Consider the following 22,230-nt stretch of genomic DNA (forward strand, 5'->3'; position numbering starts at 1 on the left):
TGGCCACGGCTCGTGACGGGACCACCCCACCGGAACCTCGCGTTTCAAGCCAAGACTGCTCGCCTTCGGCTTCGCGTTAAAGGCGGACCGTGTCGCCTGTTGTTGCCGACTGCTTGGCTGCCTCGATGATTTCCAGGCCCGTCACCGCGTCTTGTGGTGGTACTGGGGTCTTGCCTTGTGCTACGGCTGCGTAGAAGTCCTGGTACGCGCCCGGTTCTGTGCGGTAGGGCTTGCCTGCAACGGTTCCCCAGGACTCCTCCGGGTCCTCGCCCCAGCCTGGGCCGGCTGGGGTTTCGCCTGCTTTGAGGAGGTCTTCCTGGGGGTCCATGCCGTGCTTCACGTAGGCGGCGTCGTGGCCCAGGACGCGGAATCTCGGGCCCAGGTCTGCTGCCAGGGCGCTCATCCACAGGTGGGAGCGGACGCCGTTGTCGTGGGTCAGGGCCAGGAAGACGTCGTCGTCCGCCTTGGCGGTGGGGCGGACGGTGGCGATCTCGGCGTGCACTGAGCGTGGGCGGCCGAAGAGGTCCACCGACTGGTCGATCAGGTGGGTGCCGAGGTCGTAGAGGATGCTGCCGAGGTCCTTCGGGTCGCCTGATTCCTTCCAGGAGTCCTTGATCTCCGGGCGGTAGCGCTCGAAGCGGGACTCGAAGCGGTGGACCTTGCCCAGGGTGTTGTCCCGCAGGAGCTTCTGGACGGTTCTGAAGTCGCCGTCCCAGCGGCGGTTGTGGAAGGGGGCGAGCAGCAGGCCTCGTGAGGAGGCGATGGAGGCGAGGGCTCTGGCTTCGGCCGCTGAGCCGGCGAAGGGCTTGTCGACCACCACGTTCAGGCCGTGGTCGAGGACCTGGCGGGCGTGGGTGGCGTGGAAGCGGTTCGGGGTGGTGATGACGACCAGGTCGTAGTTGCCCGTCCAGACCTCGTCCAGAGTGGACAGCAAGGTCGTGTCGGGGTAGCGGGCGGCCACCTCTGCCTGGCGCTTCGGGTTCGCGGTGACCACGGCGGCCAGGTCCAGGCCGGGGGTCGTGGCGATGAACGGGGCGTGGAAGGCCGCCCCTCCTAGTCCGTAGCCGACCAGAGCTGTGCGCATGCGATCAGCCTAAGCGTTCTCACCTGCTGGACGGGGTGTCGGTGAGGCCGGATGGCCCCCTACCTTGTGTGACCATGACCATGCCGCTGGTTAGCCGACGCCACGTCGATTACGTGCGCGTCACCAGCATGGCCTGTCGTCGCTCCCGTTGATTCGAGCCCACTTCGACGCACAAACCTGGAGCACAGCCATGTCCTGGTCCTTCGAGACTGCCCAGATCCACGCGGGTGCCGCGCCCGACCCGGCCACCGGTGCCCGCGCCACGCCGATCTACCAGACCACCTCCTACGTCTTCCGGGACACGCAGCACGGGGCGGACCTCTTCTCGCTCGCCGAGCCCGGGAACATCTACACGCGCATCAACAACCCCACGCAGGACGTGCTGGAGCAGCGGGTTGCCGCGCTCGAAGGCGGCGTGGCGGCCGTTGCGTTCGCGTCCGGGTCGGCGGCCGGGACGGCGGCGATCCTCAACCTCGCGCGGGCCGGGGACCACCTCGTGTCCAGCGCGTCGTTGTACGGCGGGACGTACAACCTGTTCCACTACACGTTGCCGAAGCTCGGGATCGAAGTGTCGTTCGTGGACGACCCGGACGACCTCGACGCGTGGCAGGCGGCGGTGCGGCCCAACACCAAGCTGCTCTTCGCCGAGACGCTGGCGAACCCGCGCAGCCACGTGCTGGACGTCGAGGGTGTCGCCGGGGTCGCGCACGCCAACGACGTGCCGTTGGTCGTGGACAACACGGTGCCGACGCCGTACCTGCTCAGGCCGTTGGAGCACGGGGCGGACATCGTCATCCACTCCGCCACCAAGTACCTCGGCGGGCACGGGACGGCCATCGCCGGTGTGGTGGTGGACGGCGGCAAGTTCGAGTACGGGGCCGAGAAGTTCCCCGACTTCCACGAGCCGGACCCCAGCTACAACGGGTTGCAGTACTGGCCGGTGCTCGGGCACGGGGCGTTCGCCGCCAAGCTGCGGGTGCAGGGGCTGCGGGACACGGGTGCGGCCATCGCGCCGTTGACCAGCTTCCTCGTCATCCAGGGCATCGAGACGCTGTCGCTGCGGATCGAGCGGCACGTGCAGAACGCGCAAGCGCTTGCCGAGTGGCTGGAGGCGCGGGACGAGGTCGAGAAGGTCCACTACGCGGGCCTGCCGTCGTCGCCGTTCCACGCCAACGCGCAGAAGTACCTGCCCAAGGGCGCCGGTGCCGTCGTCAGCTTCGAGCTGCGCGGCGGGGTGGAGGCCGGACGGGCGTTCGTCGACGGGACCAGTCTGTTCAGCCAGCTCGTGAACATCGGCGACGTGCGGTCGTTGATCGTGCACCCCGCCTCGACCACGCACAGCCAGCTCACGCCGGAGGAGCAGCTCGTCACGGGTGTGGCGCCCGGTCTGGTGCGGCTGTCGGTCGGGCTGGAGGGGCTCGAGGACCTCAAGGCCGACCTGGAGGCGGGCTTCACCGCGGCCAAGTCGGCGCTGTAGTGGGCGGCTGGAGGTTCGGTGACCCGAACGGGCGGCGGAAGTGGTTCAGCCACACCGAACCGTTCGCGGGGCTGCCGGGATTCCAGCTCGCGTACGAGACGTGGGGGACCTTGAACGCGGAGGCCTCCAACGCGGTGCTCGTGCTCCACGCCCTCACCGGGGACAGCCATGTCGCCGGGGGCGTGGAGCCGGGTCACCCGACGCCGGGCTGGTGGGAGCCGCTGGTCGGGCCAGGCCGGCCGCTCGACGGGTTCTTCGTGGTGGCGCCGAACGTGCTGGGCGGCTGCCAGGGCAGCACCGGGCCCTGGCAGTACCCGGAGTTCCCCGCCATCACCATCCGCGACCAGGTCGCCGCCGAGGTGCGCCTGGCCGAGTTCCTGGGCATCGGGCGGTGGGCCGCGGTGCTCGGCGGGTCGATGGGCGGGATGCGGGCCGTCGAGTGGGCGGTCAGCGAGCCGGAGCGCGTGGAGTCGTTGCTGTTGCTGGCGACCACGGCGGCGGCGTCGGCCGAGCAGATCGGGCTGGCGTCGGCGCAGGTGCACGCGATCAGAGCCGATCCCGTGGCGGGACTGGGGATCGCGCGCCGGATCGCGCACATCAGCTACCGCAGCGAGCAGGAGCTGCAGACGCGGTTCGGGCGGCAGGTCCAGGAGGACGGGCGGTTCGAGATCGAGTCCTATTTGGACCACCACGCGGCGAAGCTCACCCGCAGGTTCGACGCGGAGAGCTACGTGACGCTGACCGAGGCGATGAACTCGCACGACGTCGGACGCGGGCGGGGCGGGACCAAGGCGGCGCTGGCCCGCGTGACGGCGCGGACGATCGTGGCCGGGGTCGACTCGGACCGGCTGTACCCGTTGGGACAGCAGCGAGAGCTGGCGGCGGGCATCTCCGGGGCGGATGGGCTGCGGGTGATCGAGTCGCCGTACGGGCACGACGCGTTCCTGATCGAGAGCGAGCAGGTCGGCGCGCTCGTCACGGAACTGGTGCCCGCGCACGCAGGTAGTCGTCGAGCCGCGCGGAGGCCGCGAGCATCGCCAGGCCCCGCGCGGTGAGGCGGCGGCGCCAGTCCGCGAGGGCGGCACCCAGCGTCTCGGTGCCGCCCGCCGTGCGGACCTGCTCGACCACCAGAGCTATGCGCGCCAACGGATATCCGCCGCGCCGCAGCAGGTGCGCCAGCTCGGCGTCCCGGACGTCCTCCGCCCGGAACACGCGGTAGCCCGTGCGTTCGCGGGACGGCGTGAGGATTCCGGCCTCCTCCCACGCGCGCAGCGTCGCCGGCGTGACGTCGAGACGCCGGGCCAGCTCGCCGATCGTGCGCGGTTCCAGGACGGGGTCGAAGTCGGCCAGGTCCCGCGTGGCCCTGCTGACCGAGCCGAAGGTCTCGCGGTCGCGCAGCAGCTGCTCGTGGCCGCGGTCGATGGTCAGCAGCACGTCGTCCAGGTCGTCCGCGTGGATCGCGTTCATGATCTGCTCGGCCCGCGCGTGCCCGAACGCGGGGATCAACGCGAGGAACGCGCGCAACGCGGCGGCGTGGACCTCGGTGTAGACGCGGTAGCCGGACGGGGTGCGCTCCGCCGGCGGGAGGAACCCGGACCGCTCGTAGTTGCGCACGGCCTGGGTCGAGATGCCATGCTCGTCAGCGAGGTCGGATGGACGCACGGTTGAGACTTTAAGGGCACTCACTAGTGCTTATCGAACCAAAGTCTCAACGGAGCTTTCAATGTTACGGTCGAACCACATGAGCCAGGACATCCGCGACTTCATCAGCCCCTTCACCGAGCTCTTGGCGTTCGGCGAGCCGACGCACCGCGAGCACGCCCACACCTGGATCCGCAACGAGCTCTTCGAGCAGCTGGCCGGGCTCGGCTACCGGTCGATCGCCCTGGAGACCTGCCGCGTCCGAGGGTTTCTCGTCGACGACTACGTCCAGGGCGGGCCGGGCGACCTCGACGAGGTGATGGAGGAGGGCTTCTCCCACACGTTCGGCCGGTGGCCCGCCAACCGCGAGCTGGTCACGTGGATGCGGGAGTACAACTCGGACAAACCGGCGGCGGAACGCCTGGCGTTCCACGGCTTCGACTTCCAGACCGAGACCGTCAGCGCGCCCAGCCCGCGCCCGTACCTCGAGCACGCCCGCGACTACCTCGGCGAGGACGTCGACCTGACGACCGACGACGAGAAGTGGAGCCGGACCGAGGCCGTCATGGACCCCGCGATGTCGCCGGGGCAGTCCGAAGAGGCCGTGCGGTTCCGCGAGATCGGCACGGGCATGCTCAGGCGGCTGCACGAGCGCAGGACGGTCGACGCGGCCTGGCAGCGCGCGGAGACCCACCTGGTCGCCGGGCTGAGCCTGCTCCGGTACCACCGGGAGTGCGCCGAGCCGAACCCGCTGGGCGTGCGCCTCAACCGCCTCTGCCAGATGCGGGACGGCGTGATGGCGCGCGCCCTGCTGGAGATCCGCCGCGCCGAGGCGTCCCGCGGACCGACGTTCGTCTTCGCGCACAACGCCCACCTGCAGCGCACCACCAGCTCGATGGAGATGGCCGGCGAACGGATCGAGTGGTTCTCCGCCGGCGCGCTCGTGGCGCCGATCCTCGGTGACCAGTACACGGTCATCGCGGGCACCCTCGGCCGCAACGACTCGTTCGGTCTGGGCGAACCGGACAAAGCGACGCTAGAAGGCCGGCTGCAGAGCCGGTTCACGACCTGGGGCGTCACGAGCGACAAGCCCCAGGGCCCGACCCGCACCGACACCAGCCCGGAGATGGGCTACTTCCCGCTCGACCAGCACCTGATGGACGGTGCGGACGCGCTGCTGCACGTCAGGGTTGGTCGTCCAGTGACGCCGTGATCCACGGCGCGACGGGCAGGTCGCGCGTCTCGCACTCGATGGCCAGCTTCAGGGTCCACCGCAGGGCTTGCAGGACGACGGTCGCGAGCTCCTGCGGTGCCCCGTTGGCCAGGGCGATCTCGATCTGCTCCGAGGCCGCGTCCTGGTCGCCGTGCACCTCCGCCAGCAACGCGCGGATCGCCGTGCGGACGGGCGGGTCCGCGTCGTCGATCTGGACCTCGTTGCCCTCCTCGTCGAAGACCTGCATCTTGACCGGTGTCGCACCGCCGGACCCGAGCGCGCCGACCATGCTGCTGCACTCGGCGAACAGCAGCAGCACCAGCTCGCGGATCTCCTCGTTGCCCTCGGGGGAACCGCTGAGATACCCGGTCACGAGGTCCACCGCCACAGCGTCCTCACCGGCCCTGGCCGCGGCCAGCGCCTCACCGGCCACGGCCGTCAGCCGTGACCAGCGATCAGGGTCCTGTGGTGGTCTCACAGGTACTGCCTACCGCGCGGCGTCACGCATTCGCAATGCCCCATCTTGATCAGAGTCATACCCCGGTATGTCACTCCGCAGGTCAATGTGCGAATACGCGAATCCACCTAGCATCGGGTGGTGTTCCGCACGTTGTACCGGACAGTCCTCGGTCCCGACCACACGCGAGTTCTTCCCAAAGCACTCGGCAGGCTGCGGGTGCCCGTCCTCGCGGCGCTGATCGTCTACGCGTTCGTCTGGGCGGTCGTCGCGAGCTCCAACTACGTTCGTCAGGCCGATTCGGACGGCTGGTGGGTCATCGTCTTCGCGTTGACGCTCGGGCCGTACGTCCTGCTGTTCTGGTCGCCGCTCTACGCCTGGCGGTTGATCGCGGCCGGCTTCTTCCCCGTCAGCGTGCTCGTGGTGGGCGACGGCGCTGGGGTGTTCCAGTACTGGACCGCGGCGCCGCTCTTCGTCGCCGTGGCGGCCTTCTACTCGCGCTGGGTCGTCGTGTCGGCCACGTTGATCAGCACGTTGCTGGTCGCGTTCTCCGAACCGCAGGCCGCGGACATGGCGCTGTTCGTGCCGATCATCGCCGCGGTCGTCTACCTGTTCGGTGCACGTGGCCGGGCCGAACGCGATCTCGAAGAAGAACGCGACGCCAAGGCCGCTTTGGAGGAACGAGCGCGCATCGCACGCGAGATGCACGACGTCGTGGCGCACCACATGTCGATGGTGGTGGTGAGGTGCGAGACCGCCCCGTACCGGCTGAAGGGCCTCAGCGAGGAAGCCGAGAAGGAGCTCGCGGAGATCGGTGAGGCGGCGCGCGAGGCGATCACCGACATGCAGCGCCTGCTCGGCGTGCTGAGGACGAACGGCCAGCAGCCGGAACGCGAACCGCAGCCCGGCATCAGCCGCATCACGGAGCTCGTGCGGCCGGGGGACGAGGCCGAGGTCGGCGTGGACGACGTGCCGGAGGCGGTCGGGCTGACCGCGTACCGGATCGTGCAGGAGGCGCTCACGAACGCCACCAGGCACGCGCCCGGCTCCAAGGCGTCCGTCCACGTGCACGAGAACGGCGGCGTGCTCGAGGTCGTCGTGGTCAACACCCCCGGCGGCCCGTCGAGGGGCGGCGGCAGCGGGCAGGGTCTGGTGGGGATGAGGGAACGCGTCGCGGTGCACGGTGGCACGCTGACCGTGAAGTCGACCGAGGACGGCGGGTTCCTGGTCAGAGCGAGAATTCCGTTGGGGGACAAGTGATCAGGGTGGTCGTGGTGGACGACCAGGAGATGGTGCGCGAGGGGTTCTCGGCGCTGCTGAACGCCCAGGAGGACATCGAGGTCATCGGTGCGGCGGGCAACGGCGTGCAGGGCGTCGCGCTGGCACGTACGGTCAGACCCGACGTCGTGCTGATGGACATCCGCATGCCCGAGATGGACGGACTCACCGCCACCCGGCTGCTGCTGGACGGTTCCGACGACGTCAAGGTCCTCGTGCTGACCACGTTCGACCTCGACGACTACGTCTACGAGGCGTTGCAGGCCGGCGCGAGCGGGTTCCTGTTGAAGCACGCGCCCGCCCGTGAGCTGCTCAACGCCGTGCGGGTGGTCGCGGCCGGGGAGGCGCTGCTGGCGCCGTCGATCACCAAGCGGTTGATCGAGGACTTCGTGAAGGCCCGCCGCAGCGACCGGGTGCGGCCCGCGCAGCTCGGCGTGCTGACCGAGCGCGAGACCGAGATCCTCGTGCTGGTCGCGCAGGGCATGTCGAACGCGGAGATCGCCGCGCACCTCGTGCTGGCCGAGCAGACGGTCAAGACGCACGTGAGCCGCGTGCTGACCAAGCTGGGGCTGCGCGACCGGGCCCAGGCCGTCATCGCGGCGTACGAGAGCGGGCTCGTGGTACCGGGGTAGCGCCTGCGAAACGGCTCCACGGCGGGACGATTCGCGGTGCGTGGTCTTCCTAGCTTCGGTTCATGCGCCGAGCCGTCCTGTTCCTCCTGCTGATCGCCGTTCCCGCGATCGCGCCGTCGATCGCCCAGTGGCGTGCCGACGTCGCCCGCCGGGTCGCGGTCGTCGGTGATCTCGCGACCGCCCGTGACGTCGTGGTCGTCGTGCCGGGGTCCGACGTGGACGTCGACCGGTTCGACCGGACCGTCGGGAGGATGGCGGCGAACCTGTACGAGCAGGCCCACCGCGACGACCTCGCGGTGATCGCGTGGCTCGGGTACCGGACGCCGCAGGGGCTCGGCGTGGACGCGGTGACCGGTTCGCTCGCCCGTCAGGGAGCCTCCGCACTGGTCGACTTCGTGCGCGCGCTGCACACCAGCGCGCGTGTCCACGTATTCGGGCACAGCTACGGATCGGTCGTCGTCGGCCTCGCGGCGCACGACCTGGACGTCGCGGACATCGTGTTCACCGGCAGCCCCGGTGTGCGGGCGGGGTCCGTGGCGGAGCTCGGGACGTCCGCGAAGGTCTGGGCGATGCGATCGAGCGGCGACTGGATGCGGTTCGTGCCCCACGTGCGGCTGTTCGACCTCGGGCACGGCACGGATCCCACGTCGGACGGGTTCGGCGCGACGGTGCTGCGGTTCGAGGGTGGCAAGCACGACACCTACTACGAGCCGGGCACGGAGACCTTGCGCGCGCTCGTCCGGATCGCTTCGGGGGAGAAGCTGTGAGGAACCCATTTATCGACGCCGTTCGTGCTCTGGCCGTCGTCACGGTCGTGCTGGGGCACTGGCTGGTCACCGCGCTGGTCGACACGCCCACCGGCATGTACATCGACAGTCCGTTGAAGCACATGGCCTCGCTCACGCCGGTGTCGTGGGTGTTGCAGACGCTCGGGTTGTTCTTCTTCGCCGGTGGTTACGCGGCGGCTCACTCGCAGACGCCGTTCGTCGTGCGGCTGAAACAGCTGGCTGTGCCGACGTTCCTGATGCTGGGCGCGTGGGCGGCCGTCCTCTTCGGACTGATGATGCGCGGGGTCGACCAGGGAACCGCCTACAACATCGGGTTCCTGGTCACGACGCCGTTGTGGTTCTTCCTCGCCTACCTGGTGCTGCTGGCGCTGAAGCCGTTGGTGCGCAAGCTGGACGAGCACTCGTGGGGTGTGCTCGTGCCGGTCGTGCTGGTGCTGGTGGTGCCGTACGCGGTGTGGTGGGCGGCCTGGCAGCTCGGGTACTCGTTGGCACGGCGGAGGATTCCCGGTCCGCCGCTGCTGGTGGCCGGCGTGCTCGGGTACGCGCTGCTCACGTCGTTCGGCGGCTATCCGGTCTCGGCCGTCGGCATTCCCGGTGAGGCGGTCTCGAACCTCAACCCGCCGAACTACGCGACGCTCGCGCTGGCGTTCGCCCAGATCGGCCTGGTGCTGACGATCGCGCCGGTGCTGACCAGGCTCGGCACGACGAGGCCCGTGGCGTGGCTGAACAAGCGGGCGCTGGGGATCTTCCTGGCGCACCAGAGCGCGCTGATCACCGTGACGCTGGCGCTCAGCGCGTGGGGACCGCTACCGGGGCTCCAACAGCCACCAGATCATCCGGGCTGGGTGTGGCAGCGGGTGCTGTGGCTGCCGGTGTGCGCGGCCGTGACCTGGGGATGGCTGCGAGCACTGCGAGGCCGATCGCCGCGGCGTGCAGCGCCACCACCGCCGGTGCCGGGTCCAGCGCCAGCATCGGCGGCACGCACGCCAGCGCCGTGAGCAGCCACGGGTGGCGGGTGTCGCAGCTGCCCGTGCGGGCGGTGTGGACCAGGTACCAGCCGAGCAGGAGGTGGATGAGGTTCTGCAGCGGGTCGACCGGCAGCAGCACCAGCACCCCGTCGCCGAGGAACCCGCTCACCACGAACCCGAGCACGCCGAGCGTCCCGAACACGACACCCGCCGCCGTCGCGAGCCGCGTGCGGTGCGACTCGTGCGACAGGCGCGGGAACCGGACCAGCCGCCGTTCGAACCGGTGGAACACCAGGGTGAGCGGGACGAGCAGCAGCACCAGCCAGATCGGCGCCTGGGTGAGCCCGAGCAACCCGACCAGCGCGCCGACACCGGCGAGGTAGGCCAGGTAGACCGTCATCGGCGCCTGGCGGGCGAAGTCGACGACGTGCCACGAACGGCCGTTCAGCCACGCCGTGACCCGTCCCCGCGCCAGCAGCGCCAGGCACACCTGCGCGATGCCGAGCACCATCATCGAGCGCGGGTAGTCGCTGAAGAACACCAGCGCGGGCAACGTGACCGCGCCGACCGCCGCCAGCACGCGCCGCGAGACCTGCTGCACCGTGCCGTCGGCGTAGAAGAAGCCGATCTGCTGCATCAGCAGCGCGCCCACGATCAGGTTCACGTACCCGCCGGTCTTCCAGTCCGTCGACGTGCGCGCGACCTCGACCATCAACGTGAGCAGCATCAGCACGAACGGTGCCGTGCGGCGCATGTGCCGGTGCATCCACGCGGCGGCGGGCGTCGCGGCCACCGCGAGCAGGTAGACCCCGAGGAACCACAACGGATGCGTGATCAACCGGCTGTACGCGTCGACCTTCACGTCGAGCAGGTTGAGCGCGGCGAACACCACCACCCACAGCAGCACGAACGCGAGCACCGGCCGCAGCAGCCACGACGTCCGGCTCGACACCCAGCAACCGAAGCCGCCCTCGTGCGCCTGCCAGCTGCGCAGGTTCGCGTGCCCGCCCGCGAAGAAGAACAACGGCACCGCCTGCAACGCCCACAACCAGGGCGTGCCGACGTTCTTGAGGTGCGCGAGCGTCGCGACCGTCTCACCGAGGACGAGCAGGGCGAGGCTGAAGAGCCGCAGGAACGTCGCGTACCGGTCCTGCTCGACGGGCTTCGGGGCGGGCAGCTCGTCCCGCTTGCGCCCGTGCAGCCGCGCCAGCAGCAGGAACACCACGACCGCACTGCCGAACGCCCAGGCCACCACGGGCTCGTGACCGGGCGGCCCCCACCGCTGCCGCCACGAGTTGAACTTCAGCCCCAGCGCATAGGTCTCGGCCACCGCGTGACAGCTCGACTCGGAACCGCGCGGGTTCACCCGGCACTGCGCGTGCAGGTCGGTGGTCAGCCGGTCGTCCAGCGCCTTGCGCGCCCCCGGCCCGAGCGGGTCGCCCTTGTGCTCCGCGTACCGCAACAGGTCGTACCCGAGGTCGTGCGCGCGGCAGGCCGTGCTGAAATCCCACTCCGTGTCGCCCGCGGGCCCCGAGCACCCACCGGAGGCGTCGACGACTCTGAGGGTCCCGTCGGTCGCCATCACGGTCTTGGGATCGCGCCCCATCTCCCGCGCGAAGTCCGACGGCAGGTTGATGTGCGGATCGTGAGTCGGCGAAGGCGACACGAACGCCTCGACGGCGTTGCCGGCCGCGATCACGTCGGCACTGGGAGGAGCCCCGTCACCACCGGTGGCGGGCCGCGAGGCGATGACCCCGCACACGAACACCGCGAGGGTGATGACCGTGAACCGGAACCAGGCCGGGAGCCGGAGGAGGAGTTTGCGAGCGCCCATTGAGGGTAAAGGTTACGGAAGCATCTCGGCGTACCGCCAATTCACGAGGTCACGACGGCCGGCGTGAGCGACGCGAGCGCCATCCGGGACAGCAACGCGGCCATCTGGTCCCGATCGAGATGCGCGCTGTGGGGCGTGGAGTTGATCAACCCGAACACCGCGTGAGCCGCCGCCCGCGCAGTCGGCTCGTCGAAGTCGGCCACCGTCCTCCGAATGGCCTCGACCCACACCTCGACGTACCGCCGCTGCAACGCCCGCACCCGCCGCCGGTCCGGATCCGTCAAGTTCGCCAGATTGCGAGCCTGCACGGTGATCAGCGCGGGATCGTCCAACGCGAAGTCGACGTGCCACCCGACGAGCTCGCTCAACGCCTCCTCGGCACTGGACGCCGCTTCCACCCGCCTCTGCCCACCGTCGAGCAACCGCTCGGAGATGGACGTGAGCATCTCGCCGAGCATCGCGTCCTTGCTGCGGAAGTGCCGGTACAGAGCAGGCCCGGAGATCCCGACGGCCGCACCGATGTCGTCGATGCCCACCCCGTGGAAGCCGTGCCGCGCGAAGAGCTCGGCCGCGGCGTTGAGGATCTGGTCCCGACGTGAGGGTTTCTCGGCCACGGGAGGAGGTTAGCAGCCGTTCACTTACCGGTAGGGCCCGAAATCGGCCCGCTCCGGGGCGGGGGCGTGGGGGCCGGGCGAACTGCCGATGCGAAGCGAGGCGAGCCAACCCCCGCACGCACCGCCAACGGCGAAGCCGAGGCCCCAAGCGATGCCGAAGGCGAGCCGGAACAACCCCCCACGCACTCGCGACCGCGATGCCGAAGGCGAGCCGGAAAGACCTTACGCCGATGGGTAGCGGTGCACCCACTCGTGGTTTTGCGATTGGGGCTTGACTTTGGGTGCGAGGTGCTACCCCTTTCGGGATCGGCCGGTTGCGGAGCATCCGGCCTTTTCCGGCCGACTGAGCGCCTCGCAAGGGCCCCGAAGTCAAGCCCCAATCGCGGATCGTCGCGGAGCGGCGATGAACACCCTCGCTTCGTCCGAGGTGCACGCCCACGCTGGAACAGGCACCAGACCGCAATAGGCGACCACGCTGGAACCAGCACAGTCCCAAGACGACCCCCGCAAATCGTCCGATGGGTGGAATTTCCGCAGGTGCAACCCCCATCCGTTGACTATTGACCAATACTTCACACAGCTCTTACTCCTGAGTAACCATTGACCGGCACTGCATCAACCCTGCGGCCCCTTCGGGAGTCTTCGATGCGTACTGCTCACCTCATCGCCTCGGCACTGACCGCCGCCGCGGCAGCACTCACCCTCACCGCCACCGCCGCGAGCGCAGCCCCCGTCAACGCAGCCGCCGTCAACTACGTGGCTCTCGGCGACTCCTACGCGTCCGGCCTGGGCACCGGCACCTACGACAGCGCCAGCGGCAGCTGCAAGCGAGGCCCCCTCGCCTACCCGGCCCTCTACGCCCAGGCGACAGCCCCGGCCAGCTTCAAGTCCGTGGCCTGCTCCGGCGCGCGAACAGGCGACGTCATCACCCAGGCCAACAACCTGACGTCCGCCACCAACCTGATCACCGTCCAGGTGGGCGGCAACGACGCCGGCTTCACCGACGTCATCACCACCTGCACGTTCGGCTCGGACCAGGACTGCATCAACCGGGTGAACACGGCCAAGGCCTACGCCGCGAACACGCTTCCCGGGCTGCTGAACAACGTCTACGGCACGATCAAGTCCAAGTCGCCGAGCGCGCGTGTGGTCGTGCTCGGCTACCCGCGCATCTACAAGGTGCCCGGCTCGTGCAACGTCGGTCTGAGCGACACCAAGCGGGCTGCGATCAACTCCGGCAGCGATGCCCTGCACGCCACCATCAGTGCGCGGGCCGGTGCTGCCGGGTTCGGCTACGTCGACGTGCGCGGGGCGTTCACCGGGCACGAGATCTGCTCGTCGAGCTGGTGGCTCAACAGCCTGAGCTGGCCGGTCGAGGAGTCGTACCACCCGAACAGGGCCGGGCACGCGAGCGGCTACCTGCCCGCTCTGCGGAGTGTCATCGGCTGACGCGAAATTCCGGAACGTGAGAGTGCTCCAAACGAGGGTTGACCTGCGTTCGGGTCACTCTCGAGCGGTGCTGGTGGACCGCTAGGTTAGCGGGCGCTAACATGAGGATGTTAACGCCCGCTAACCTGAGGTCTGGGGAGCATGGACGCACCTGTCCTGCGCAGCGCCGCCGAGCCGTCGGACCGCTACGCCAAGGAGCACACCGCGCTCGTCGACGAGCTGCGGAGCAAGCTGGCCGCCGCTGCCCAAGGCGGTCCCGAGAAGGCGCGCCAGCGGCACGTCGACCGCGGGAAGCTGTTGCCGCGTGACCGTGTGGACACGCTGGTCGACCCCGGTTCGCCGTTCCTCGAACTGTCGCCGTTGGCGGCCAACGGGATGTACGGCGACGACGCGCCCGCCGCGGGCATCATCACGGGTGTCGGGCGGGTGTCCGGCCGTGAGTGCGTGATCGTCGCGAACGACGCCACGGTCAAGGGCGGCACCTACTACCCGATGACGGTCAAGAAGCACCTGCGCGCGCAAGAAGTGGCGCTGCAGAACAACTTGCCGTGCATCTACCTCGTCGACAGCGGCGGCGCGTTCCTGCCCAAGCAGGACGACGTGTTCCCCGACCGCGAGCACTTCGGGCGGATCTTCTTCAACCAGGCCACCATGTCCGCCAAGGGCATCCCGCAGATCGCGGCGGTCCTCGGCTCGTGCACCGCGGGTGGTGCGTACGTGCCGGCGATGAGCGACGAGGCGATCATCGTCCGGAACCAGGGCACGATCTTCCTCGGCGGTCCGCCGCTGGTGAAGGCCGCGACGGGCGAGGTCGTCAGCGCCGAGGACCTCGGTGGCGGCGACCTGCACTCGCGGACGTCGGGCGTCACGGACCACCTGGCCGAGAACGACGCGCACGCCCTCAAGATGGTCCGCTCGATCATCTCGACGCTGGGCCCGCGGACGCAACGGCCCTGGGACGTCACGAAGACCGAAGCGCCGGTGGTCAACCCGGACGACCTCTACGGGGTCGTGCCCACGGACTCCCGGACGCCCTACGACGTGCGCGAGGTGATCGCGCGGATCGTCGACGGGTCGAAGTTCCAGGAGTTCAAGAAGGAGTACGGGCAGACGCTCGTCACCGGCTTCGCGCGCATCCACGGGCACCCGGTCGGGATCATCGCCAACAACGGCATCCTGTTCGGCGAGTCCGCGGTCAAGGGCGCGCACTTCATCCAGCTGTGCGACAAGCGGTCGATCCCGCTGGTGTTCCTGCAGAACATCACCGGCTTCATGGTCGGCCGCGAGTACGAGGCGGGCGGCATCGCCAAGCACGGCGCCAAGATGGTGACGGCGGTGGCGTGCGCGCGCGTCCCCAAGTTCACCGTGATCATCGGCGGCAGCTTCGGCGCCGGCAACTACTCGATGTGCGGCCGGGCGTACTCGCCGCGGTTCCTGTGGATGTGGCCGAACGCGCGCATCTCCGTCATGGGCGGCGAGCAGGCGGCGTCGGTGCTCGCGACCGTGCGCCGCGACCAGCTCGGCGACGAGTGGTCCGCCGACGACGAGGAAGCCTTCAAGGCGCCGATCCGCCAGCAGTACGAGGACCAGGGCAACCCGTACTACTCGACCGCGCGGCTGTGGGACGACGGCGTCATCGACCCGCGTGACACCCGCATGGTGCTGGGCCTCGCGTTGTCCAGCGCGGCGAACGCCCCCATCGACGATGTTTCCTACGGCGTCTTCCGGATGTGATCATGTTCGACAGCGTTCTGGTGGCGAACCGCGGGGAGATCGCGGTCAGGGTGATCCGCGCGCTCAAGGCGCTCGGGATCCGGTCCGTCGCCGTGTACTCCGACGCGGACGCCGAGGCGTTGCACGTCAGGCTGGCCGACGAGGCCGTGCGCATCGGACCGGCGGCCGCTCGCGAGAGCTACCTGTCCATCGAGAAGATCGTCCGGGCGGCCGTCGACACCGGCGCGCAGGCGATCCACCCCGGTTACGGCTTCCTGGCCGAGAACACGGCGTTCGCGAAGGCGTGCGACGACGCCGGGATCGTGTTCGTCGGACCGCCCGCGTCGGCGATCGACGCCATGGGCGACAAGATCCGCGCGAAGCTGACGGTGTCAGCGGCGGGCGTGCCGGTGGTGCCGGGACGCACCCGCGAGAACATGTCCGACGACGAGATCGTCGACGCCGCGGGCGAGATCGGCTTTCCCGTGCTGCTCAAGCCCTCCGCGGGCGGTGGCGGCAAGGGCATGCGGCTCGTGCACGAGGAGTCCGCGCTGCGCGAGGCGATCGAGTCGGCACGGCGGGAGGCGCGCGGGTCGTTCGGCGACGACACGCTGCTGATCGAGCGGTTCGTCACGAACCCGCGCCACATCGAGATCCAGGTGCTCGGCGACGCCCACGGCAACGTCATCCACCTCGGCGAGCGCGAGTGCAGCCTCCAGCGGCGGCACCAGAAGATCATCGAGGAGGCGCCCTCGCCGTTCCTCACCCCCGAGATGCGCGAGGCGATGGGCTCGGCGGCGGTCGACGCGGCCAAGTCCGTCGGTTACGTCGGCGCGGGCACCGTCGAGTTCATCGTGGACGGTGCGTCCGGCGACTACTTCTTCATGGAGATGAACACCCGGCTGCAGGTCGAGCACCCGGTGACCGAGATGGTCACGGGCGTCGACCTCGTCGAGTGGCAGCTCCGCGTGGCTTCCGGTGAGGAGCTCGACCTGACCGTCGAGCTGAGCGGCCACTCCGTCGAGGCGCGCGTCTACGCCGAGGACCCGTCGCGCGGCTTCCTGCCGACCGGCGGCCGGGTGCTCAAGCTCGGCGAACCGACGTCCGTCCGGGTGGACTCCGGTCTGTACGAAGGACTTGTCGTCGGTTCGGACTACGACCCGATGCTCGCCAAGGTGATCGCGCACGGCCGCACCCGTGAGGAAGCGCTCCGGCGCTTGGACCACGCGCTCGGCCAGATGGTGCTGCTCGGCGTCACGACGAACATCCCGTTCCTGCGGGCACTCCTGCGCGACGAGGACGTGCGGTCCGGCGCGCTCGACACCGGCCTGGTGGAACGCAAGCTCGACGCGCTGACCACGGCCGAGGTCCCGGACGACGTGTACGTGGCGGCCGGCCTGGAGCGGTCGCTCGACCCGCACGGCGACGACCCGTGGGACCAGCCGGGCGGCTGGCGCGTCGGCGAGCACGCGTGGACGACCTGGCGGATCAACGACGTCGACGTGCGTGTGCGCGGCGACGAAGTCGTTGTGGGCGCTGGAGAACCGGTCAGGGCGCGGGCCCGCCGCGAAGGCACCGACCTGCTCGTCGGTTCACGCCGTTACGCCACGGCCCGCGACGGCGACGTGTTGTGGCTGGGCCACGACGGTGCCTCGTGGGCGCTGGTCGAGGCCGAGTTCCTGGTCGGTGCCGCCGGGGGAGCCGCGGCCCAGGGCGGCCCGGTCAAGTCGCCGATGCCCGGCACGGTGCTGGTCGTGCGCGCGCAGCAGGGCGAGGAAGTGACCGCCGGTCAAGCGTTGTTCGTGGTCGAGGCCATGAAGATGGAGCACACCGTGACCGCACCGGTCGACGGCGTGCTCGCCGAAGTGAACGTTCAGGCAGGCCAGCAGGTCGCACTCGACCAAGTGCTGGCTCTCGTCGTCTCTCACGAGGAGTGACACCGATGTTGGACTTCAGACTCCCGAGCGAGTACGAGGACCTGCGCAAGACCGTCGAGGAGTTCGCCCGTGACGAGGTTGCCCCGGTCATCGGCGACTACTACGAGCGCGGCGAGTTCCCGTACCCGATCGTCGCCAAGATGGGGCAGATGGGCCTGCTCGGCCTGCCGTTCCCCGAGGAGCACGGCGGCATGGGCGGCGACTACTTCGCGCTGTGCCTGACGCTGGAGGAGCTCGCGCGCGTCGACTCGTCCGTCGCGATCACCGTCGAGGCCGCCACCTCGCTCGGCGCCATGCCGATCCACCGCTTCGGCACCGACGAGCAGAAGGCCGAATGGTTGCCGTCGCTCACGTCCGGCCAGAAGCTCGGCGCGTTCGGCCTCACCGAACCGGGCTCCGGCTCCGACGCGGGCGCTTTGACCACCACCGCGCGCCTCGACGGCGACGAGTGGGTCATCAACGGCACCAAGGCGTTCATCACGAACTCCGGCACGGACATCACCGGCCTGGTGACGGTCGCCGCCGTGACGGGCACGCAGCCCGACGGCCGCAAGGAGATCTCGTCGATCATCGTCCCGTCCGGCACCCCGGGCTTCACGGTGTCGAAGAAGTACTCCAAGGTCGGCTGGTGCGCCTCGGACACCCGCGAACTGTCCTTCCAGGACTGCCGCGTGCCCGCCGCGAACCTGCTCGGCACCCGCGGCCGCGGCTTCGCCCAGTTCCTGCGCACGCTCGACGAGGGCCGCGTCGCCATCGCCGCGCTGTCCGTCGGCCTGGCCCAGGGCTGCGTGGACGAGTCGGTCCGCTACGCCCACGAGCGCGAGGCGTTCGGCGCGAAGATCGGGACGTACCAGGCGATCCAGTTCAAGATCGCCGAGATGGAGGCCCGCGTCCACACGGCACGGCTGTCCTACTACGAGGCGGCGTCCCGGATGCTGCGCGGCGAGCCGTTCAAGAAGCAGGCGGCCATCGCGAAGCTCGTGTCGTCCGAGGCAGCCATGGACAACGCCCGCGACGCCACGCAGATCTTCGGCGGCTACGGCTTCATGAACGAGTACCCGGTCGGCCGGTTCTACCGCGACGCCAAGATCCTGGAGATCGGCGAGGGCACCTCCGAGGTGCAGAAGATGCTGATCGCCCGCGAGCTCGGTCTCTAGCTGAAGAACACCCCGACCACGAACCCGATGATCACGACCAGGCCGATCAACCCCATGACGGCCGGGTAGGCGACGCAGCCGGCGGACACCCCCGGCTGCGTCCACGGGACGCCGTGCCGCGCGAAGACCGGCCGGAGGGCGAAGACCGTCATCGGCCGGTACACGTTGATCAGCCCCCGCCGCAGGAGGGGACCGGACAGCGGCAGGAAGCCCGGCTTCCACTCGGGTGAGAACCGGATGAACCCGCCGCGCCGCGGACGCCGTTCCGGCATGGTGTAGCCGAACTTCGCCATGGCACGGACGGCCTCCCGGTACCGGCGGCCGGACAGCCCGCGCACCTCGATCAGCAGCCGGTCGGCGGGGACGATCTCGCGCGCCCTGGCCAGCTCCCACAGCACACCGGGGTTCACGGCAGGCCTGATCACCACCAGCCGGGCGGTCAGCATCATCTCCTGCACGACCTGCTTCCAGGCCGCGTCGCCCGAGTAGACGGTCTTCCCGCCGGGACGGGGCAGGCCTTCGCCAGGCCGGCCGATCACGTGCAGGCGGCCGAACGGGCGCAGTGCCCGCGCCAGGCACTCCACGTCGGTGCTCATGGTCGCGAGTCCCGCCCAGAACATGCTCTGGACCGTTCTCCCGAGCGCACTCGGGTCGGTGCTGAACGCCCTCAGGTACAGGACGGAGTCGCCGCCGTCGTACGGCTGGCGGGAGAGCCGGCGGGCGGCGTTCTGCCCGCCGCGGAAGTAGAGGTACCCGCCGAGGAACATCACCGGGAGCGGCAGGAAGTCGACGACGGACAGCGGTTCCTGGCTGAAGCGGAGGACGAGCGAGCCGATGACCCCGGTCACCAGCAGGAAGACGCCGAAACCGCGCACGATTCCCCCTCCTCGGATCCGCCGACCTATCGGAGCCCTGCCAGGACGCGTTACGCGCCAGGGGATTTCGCGGCGCGCCGTTAGTCCATTCCACCTAATGCGAGCCCAAACCACCGGTCCTGCCGGCGCCGTCCGGTTAGCGTCGACTCTCCTGCCGCACGAGCGTGAGGGTGCAGATGACAGGCAGTCGGACAGAGCCGGTTTTCCCCGGTTTGCGCGTTCTCCTCGAGGTGATCCACGGGCTGTGCGATCGGCCGGGCTTCTTCTACCGGAGCAAGACCGAGGAAGTCGTCGGGGACCAGCCGCTGCCGTTGCTCTACCTGGAGAGCGAGGCCAGTCCGACGCCGTTCCTGCGGGCGCTGGAGCACAAGCTCGACGAAGGCCGTCCCGCCATCCCGCACGCTTACGTCGACGTGTCCTCGGTGCGCGCCGAAGTGGACAAGAGGTGGCCGCCGGAAGCGCGGGAGACCCAGCCGCTGCTGCCGTTGCTGGACGTGCTGAGCCACCAGCTCTCCGAGGTCCACGTCGGCAGCGAGCGCCTCACCCGGTTCGACCACTACCGGCTCGTCGACTGGCTCACCAGCAAACGCCTGCCGCGCAAGCCGGGACGCGACGACCGGGCGAGCGTCATCGAGCTGCTGCGCCAGTGGACGGGCAGGACCACCGAGAACGGCGAGGCGCTCAACCGGGCGGTCGACGCGTTCATCCCCAACCTCGTGACGCGGCTGGGTCTCGGGCTCGTCGCGTGGGTCGGCAGCAAGGCGGGGTTCCGCTGGCTCGCCCGGCGGGTGCCGGGGCTCGCGCGCGAGTCGAGGTGGTTCATGCGCGGGCAGAACTTCGCGCTGCCCAACCACTCCATCGAGTTCCTCGGGTTCGCCGAACGGCTGACGCTGGGCCGGCGGGAGTCCGAGAACACCGAGCAGATCAAGCTGCTGCTCGTGCACGCGTTCCTGGAGGACCTGCGGATCGCGTACCGGCGGCGCAACCGGTTCCTCCCGCGCAGGGCCGGGTGGCGGCGCACGGCCTACATCCCCGTGCTGCTCGACGGCGTCACCAAGGACAACGGCGGCTGGGAGCTGCTGGAGCTGATCAACGACGTCCGCAACGAGACCGGTGAGCTGGACCCGTTGCTGGTGATCGCGGCCAGCTCGGTCCAGCCCGGCCTGTCCGAACGCCTCGGGGTCGAGCCGGTCGCGCCGGACGAGACCGCGGAGGCGTTGACGACCTGGCGCGAGGAGCTGCCGCGCAAACGGCAGATGCTCGCGCCGGACGCCCGCTACCTGATGATCAGGCTGCCGTTCCCCAGCCCCGACAAGAAGAAGTGGAAGGGCACGCCCGCGTTCCGGGCGGCGCCGGTGCGGTGGCTCGCGCGGTCGCGGCGGCTGGAGGCGATCATCGCCGCGGTGGTCGTGGTGCTGCTGCTGCCGGCGTTCGTGACCGTGCAGAACCACATCCGGGCCAACTGCTCGATCATCGGCTCCGCGACCTCGGCCGGGGTGTCGACCCGGCTGATGGACGTCGAGGGCAACGTCGAGTGCGTCGGCTACAGCGACAACAGCAGCCAGGTCTTCGGTTCCAACGAACGGCTGCGGTGGACGCAGCAGGCGGTGTTCGCGCAGAACGAGGAGGCGGAACGGCTGCACGACGCCGATCCCGGCCGCCCGTTCGTGTCGCTGATCTACTTCTCCAGCCTCACGCACAAGGACACCAACCCCGACGCCGACCACTCGCGCGCCGAGGAGCTCGAGGGCATGCTGCTCAAGCAACGGCAGCAGAACGACAGGTCGCGCTCGGAACCGTTGCTGCGCATCGTGATCGCGAACGGAGGCGCGATGATGAAACGCGCGCCGGAGGTCCTGCGGGACATGCTGACGTCGTTGCTGGAGGACGACCCCGGCATCATCGGCGTGGTCGGGCTCGACCGCAGCGTCGCGGAGACCAAGGACGTGATCACCGAGCTGGGCGCGCTGGGCGTGCCGACCATCGGCACCACGCTGACCGAGGCCTCGCTGCCGACCAAGTCCTCGACGTACTTCCAGCTGATCCCCGGCAACGTCCGGCAGGCCGACCTCGTCCGCCGGTACGCGCAGTACGCCGGCTCGACCAAGGTGACGATCTACCACCCGCCCCTGAACAAGGGGGACGTCTACCTCGACGACCTGGTCAACGTGCTGGGCAAGGAGCTCGCGACCGCGGGCGTGCGCTACCAGGCAGTGCCGTGGGCCAGGAGTCCGCAGGAGGTGCCGTCGCAGTGCGTCGAGGACCACTCGGGCGAGATGGTGTTCTTCGCGGGTCGTGAGGAGGACTTCGGCGAGTTCCTGCGGGCGATCGGACGCGACTGCTACGACAAGAACCGGCTGCCGCGCATCGTCGCCGACGACGCGATCATCCGGTTCATCGCGCAGAAGGCCAGCCGGGTGCACGACTCGCTGGCCGGGATGCGCGTGTCGTACGTGAGCATGGCCGGTCTCGTCGTGCTGGCCGGGAAGTCGTGCGTGGAGGGCAAACCGGACTCCAAGGCGCGCGGCGGGCTGCCGCTCGACGCGTTCTGCGCCGGCTACAGCAGGCTGAACCAGGAGATCCAGGAGTCGCCGCTACCGCCGGAGGACAAGCCGATCAAGCCGTGGCCCGGTGAGCACATGGGCGTCGCTTATGACGCGGCTGGGCTCTTCCTGGACGCTGTGCGCAACGCGCAGTCGCGGCTGGCCGGGTTGCCGGTTCACACGCCGCACCGTGGGGCGATTGGTGGGGAGTTTCGGGAGTTGGAGTTCTTCGGGGCTACTGGGCGTACGGACTTCAGTGCGTCTCGGATTGGTGAGCAGCGCAACTTCACGATTCTGGAGTTGACTGATATTCATGACTTTGAGCAGCAGCCGGTTTGTGTGTTTTTGACTGGGGACCTCTATGGACCGGATTCGCAGCGTCAGGCGAATGGGTGTCCTGTTGGGTAGGGGTTGGCTGCTTGGTCGCTCGGGTTGGTCGGGTGGTTGCGTTGTTGCGTGCGGGTGCCTGTTTCGTGCGCGGGGCTCTGCCCCGGACCCCGCCAACTGATCAAAGACCCCCAGCGCCGTTAGCGGGTTGATGGCACGCCTGTTTGTGTTGGGCGGCTTGCT

General features: G+C 69.5%; 17 protein-coding genes and 1 pseudogene. 12 read left to right on the forward strand and 6 right to left on the reverse strand.

Annotation, left to right across the window (positions count from 1 at the left end):
* Positions 1 to 76 precede the first annotated feature (76 nt).
* Entirely contained in the window at positions 77 to 1,084 is a 1,008-nt protein-coding gene (locus ACFWV3_RS37325) for a Gfo/Idh/MocA family oxidoreductase (RefSeq protein ID WP_382418638.1), read from the reverse strand.
* Positions 1,085 to 1,274: 190 nt separating this feature from the next.
* Between ACFWV3_RS37325 and ACFWV3_RS37330 the strand changes: the two genes are divergently transcribed.
* Together ACFWV3_RS37330 and ACFWV3_RS37335 are read left to right on the forward strand one after the other, a co-directional pair.
* Positions 1,275 to 2,561 (forward strand): bifunctional o-acetylhomoserine/o-acetylserine sulfhydrylase, encoded by a 1,287-nt coding sequence (locus tag ACFWV3_RS37330; protein WP_382418639.1) that lies wholly within the window; start codon positions 1,275 to 1,277, stop codon positions 2,559 to 2,561.
* Positions 2,561 to 3,616, forward strand: a complete 1,056-nt coding sequence (locus ACFWV3_RS37335) for a homoserine O-acetyltransferase (protein ID WP_382418640.1) — start codon at positions 2,561 to 2,563, stop codon at positions 3,614 to 3,616. Before ACFWV3_RS37330 ends, ACFWV3_RS37335 begins: the two co-directional genes overlap by 1 nt.
* Here the strand turns inward: ACFWV3_RS37335 and ACFWV3_RS37340 are convergent.
* Positions 3,537 to 4,223, reverse strand: a complete 687-nt coding sequence (locus ACFWV3_RS37340) for a TioE family transcriptional regulator (protein ID WP_382418641.1) — start codon at positions 4,221 to 4,223, stop codon at positions 3,537 to 3,539. The genes ACFWV3_RS37335 and ACFWV3_RS37340 overlap by 80 nt on opposite strands.
* 79 nt (positions 4,224 to 4,302) lie before the next feature.
* Between ACFWV3_RS37340 and ACFWV3_RS37345 the strand changes: the two genes are divergently transcribed.
* Positions 4,303 to 5,415 carry an erythromycin esterase family protein gene (locus ACFWV3_RS37345; RefSeq protein ID WP_382418642.1) on the forward strand — a complete coding sequence of 371 codons (1,113 nt, stop codon included), beginning with the start codon at positions 4,303 to 4,305 and terminating at the stop codon, positions 5,413 to 5,415.
* On the opposite strand, the gene ACFWV3_RS37350 is transcribed toward ACFWV3_RS37345, so the two are convergent.
* Positions 5,387 to 5,893: a hypothetical protein gene (locus ACFWV3_RS37350; protein ID WP_382418643.1), complete on the reverse strand. Its 507-nt coding sequence runs from the start codon at positions 5,891 to 5,893 to the stop codon at positions 5,387 to 5,389. The two genes, ACFWV3_RS37345 and ACFWV3_RS37350, sit on opposite strands and share 29 nt — an antisense overlap.
* A 120-nt stretch (positions 5,894 to 6,013) precedes the next feature.
* Here ACFWV3_RS37350 and ACFWV3_RS37355 point away from each other — a divergent pair, with 120 nt between their 5' ends.
* The 4 genes from ACFWV3_RS37355 (at position 6,014) to ACFWV3_RS37370 (ending at position 9,568) form a co-directional block, all read left to right on the forward strand.
* Positions 6,014 to 7,132 (forward strand): sensor histidine kinase, encoded by a 1,119-nt coding sequence (locus tag ACFWV3_RS37355; RefSeq protein ID WP_382418644.1) that lies wholly within the window; start codon positions 6,014 to 6,016, stop codon positions 7,130 to 7,132.
* Positions 7,129 to 7,782: a response regulator gene (locus tag ACFWV3_RS37360; protein WP_382418645.1), complete on the forward strand. Its 654-nt coding sequence runs from the start codon at positions 7,129 to 7,131 to the stop codon at positions 7,780 to 7,782. The genes ACFWV3_RS37355 and ACFWV3_RS37360 overlap by 4 nt, the downstream gene beginning before the upstream one ends.
* A gap of 62 nt (positions 7,783 to 7,844) precedes the next feature.
* Positions 7,845 to 8,549, forward strand: a complete 705-nt coding sequence (locus tag ACFWV3_RS37365) for an alpha/beta hydrolase (protein ID WP_382418646.1) — start codon at positions 7,845 to 7,847, stop codon at positions 8,547 to 8,549.
* On the forward strand, positions 8,546 to 9,568 hold the full coding sequence (locus tag ACFWV3_RS37370; RefSeq protein WP_382418647.1) for an acyltransferase family protein: 1,023 nt from the start codon (positions 8,546 to 8,548) through the stop codon (positions 9,566 to 9,568). The genes ACFWV3_RS37365 and ACFWV3_RS37370 overlap by 4 nt, the downstream gene beginning before the upstream one ends.
* A gap of 1,342 nt (positions 9,569 to 10,910) precedes the next feature.
* Here the strand turns inward: ACFWV3_RS37370 and ACFWV3_RS37375 are convergent.
* Positions 10,911 to 11,372 (reverse strand): annotated as a pseudogene (locus tag ACFWV3_RS37375) (hypothetical protein); the annotation flags it as partial.
* Positions 11,373 to 11,413: 41 nt separating this feature from the next.
* On the reverse strand, positions 11,414 to 11,986 hold the full coding sequence (locus ACFWV3_RS37380; RefSeq protein ID WP_382418648.1) for a TetR/AcrR family transcriptional regulator: 573 nt from the start codon (positions 11,984 to 11,986) through the stop codon (positions 11,414 to 11,416).
* A 645-nt stretch (positions 11,987 to 12,631) separates the two neighbouring features.
* On the opposite strand from ACFWV3_RS37380, the gene ACFWV3_RS37385 reads away from it, so the two are divergent.
* The 4 genes from ACFWV3_RS37385 (at position 12,632) to ACFWV3_RS37400 (ending at position 18,242) form a co-directional block, all read left to right on the forward strand.
* Entirely contained in the window at positions 12,632 to 13,435 is an 804-nt protein-coding gene (locus ACFWV3_RS37385) for an SGNH/GDSL hydrolase family protein (protein WP_382418649.1), read from the forward strand.
* Between the two features lie 141 nt (positions 13,436 to 13,576).
* The gene (locus ACFWV3_RS37390; RefSeq protein WP_382418650.1) at positions 13,577 to 15,169 is read left to right on the forward strand and encodes a carboxyl transferase domain-containing protein; all 1,593 of its coding nucleotides are present in this window, start codon (positions 13,577 to 13,579) and stop codon (positions 15,167 to 15,169) included.
* Positions 15,170 to 15,171: 2 nt separating this feature from the next.
* Positions 15,172 to 17,085 carry an acetyl/propionyl/methylcrotonyl-CoA carboxylase subunit alpha gene (locus ACFWV3_RS37395; RefSeq protein ID WP_382418651.1) on the forward strand — a complete coding sequence of 638 codons (1,914 nt, stop codon included), beginning with the start codon at positions 15,172 to 15,174 and terminating at the stop codon, positions 17,083 to 17,085.
* A 5-nt stretch (positions 17,086 to 17,090) separates the two neighbouring features.
* Positions 17,091 to 18,242: an acyl-CoA dehydrogenase family protein gene (locus tag ACFWV3_RS37400; protein ID WP_382418652.1), complete on the forward strand. Its 1,152-nt coding sequence runs from the start codon at positions 17,091 to 17,093 to the stop codon at positions 18,240 to 18,242.
* On the opposite strand, the gene ACFWV3_RS37405 is transcribed toward ACFWV3_RS37400, so the two are convergent.
* The gene (locus ACFWV3_RS37405; protein ID WP_382418653.1) at positions 18,239 to 19,117 is read right to left on the reverse strand and encodes a hypothetical protein; all 879 of its coding nucleotides are present in this window, start codon (positions 19,115 to 19,117) and stop codon (positions 18,239 to 18,241) included. The two genes, ACFWV3_RS37400 and ACFWV3_RS37405, sit on opposite strands and share 4 nt — an antisense overlap.
* 212 nt (positions 19,118 to 19,329) lie before the next feature.
* Here ACFWV3_RS37405 and ACFWV3_RS37410 point away from each other — a divergent pair, with 212 nt between their 5' ends.
* Positions 19,330 to 22,068: a hypothetical protein gene (locus tag ACFWV3_RS37410; protein WP_382418654.1), complete on the forward strand. Its 2,739-nt coding sequence runs from the start codon at positions 19,330 to 19,332 to the stop codon at positions 22,066 to 22,068.
* Positions 22,069 to 22,230 lie beyond the last annotated feature (162 nt).

The organism is Lentzea sp. NPDC059081 (assembly GCF_042738015.1).
GTDB lineage: Bacteria > Actinomycetota > Actinomycetes > Mycobacteriales > Pseudonocardiaceae > Lentzea.

Bases quoted from the DNA above. Each gene is read 5' to 3' on its own strand.
- ACFWV3_RS37390 (WP_382418650.1), top strand. From the start codon at position 13,577: ATGGACGCACCTGTCCTGCGCAGCGCCGCCGAGCCGTCGGACCGCTAC.
- ACFWV3_RS37385 (WP_382418649.1), top strand. From the start codon at position 12,632: ATGCGTACTGCTCACCTCATCGCCTCGGCACTGACCGCCGCCGCGGCA.
- ACFWV3_RS37365 (WP_382418646.1), top strand. From the start codon at position 7,845: ATGCGCCGAGCCGTCCTGTTCCTCCTGCTGATCGCCGTTCCCGCGATC.
- ACFWV3_RS37330 (WP_382418639.1), top strand. From the start codon at position 1,275: ATGTCCTGGTCCTTCGAGACTGCCCAGATCCACGCGGGTGCCGCGCCC.
- ACFWV3_RS37400 (WP_382418652.1), top strand. From the start codon at position 17,091: ATGTTGGACTTCAGACTCCCGAGCGAGTACGAGGACCTGCGCAAGACC.
- ACFWV3_RS37395 (WP_382418651.1), top strand. From the start codon at position 15,172: ATGTTCGACAGCGTTCTGGTGGCGAACCGCGGGGAGATCGCGGTCAGG.
- ACFWV3_RS37345 (WP_382418642.1), top strand. From the start codon at position 4,303: ATGAGCCAGGACATCCGCGACTTCATCAGCCCCTTCACCGAGCTCTTG.
- ACFWV3_RS37325 (WP_382418638.1), bottom strand. From the start codon at position 1,084: ATGCGCACAGCTCTGGTCGGCTACGGACTAGGAGGGGCGGCCTTCCAC.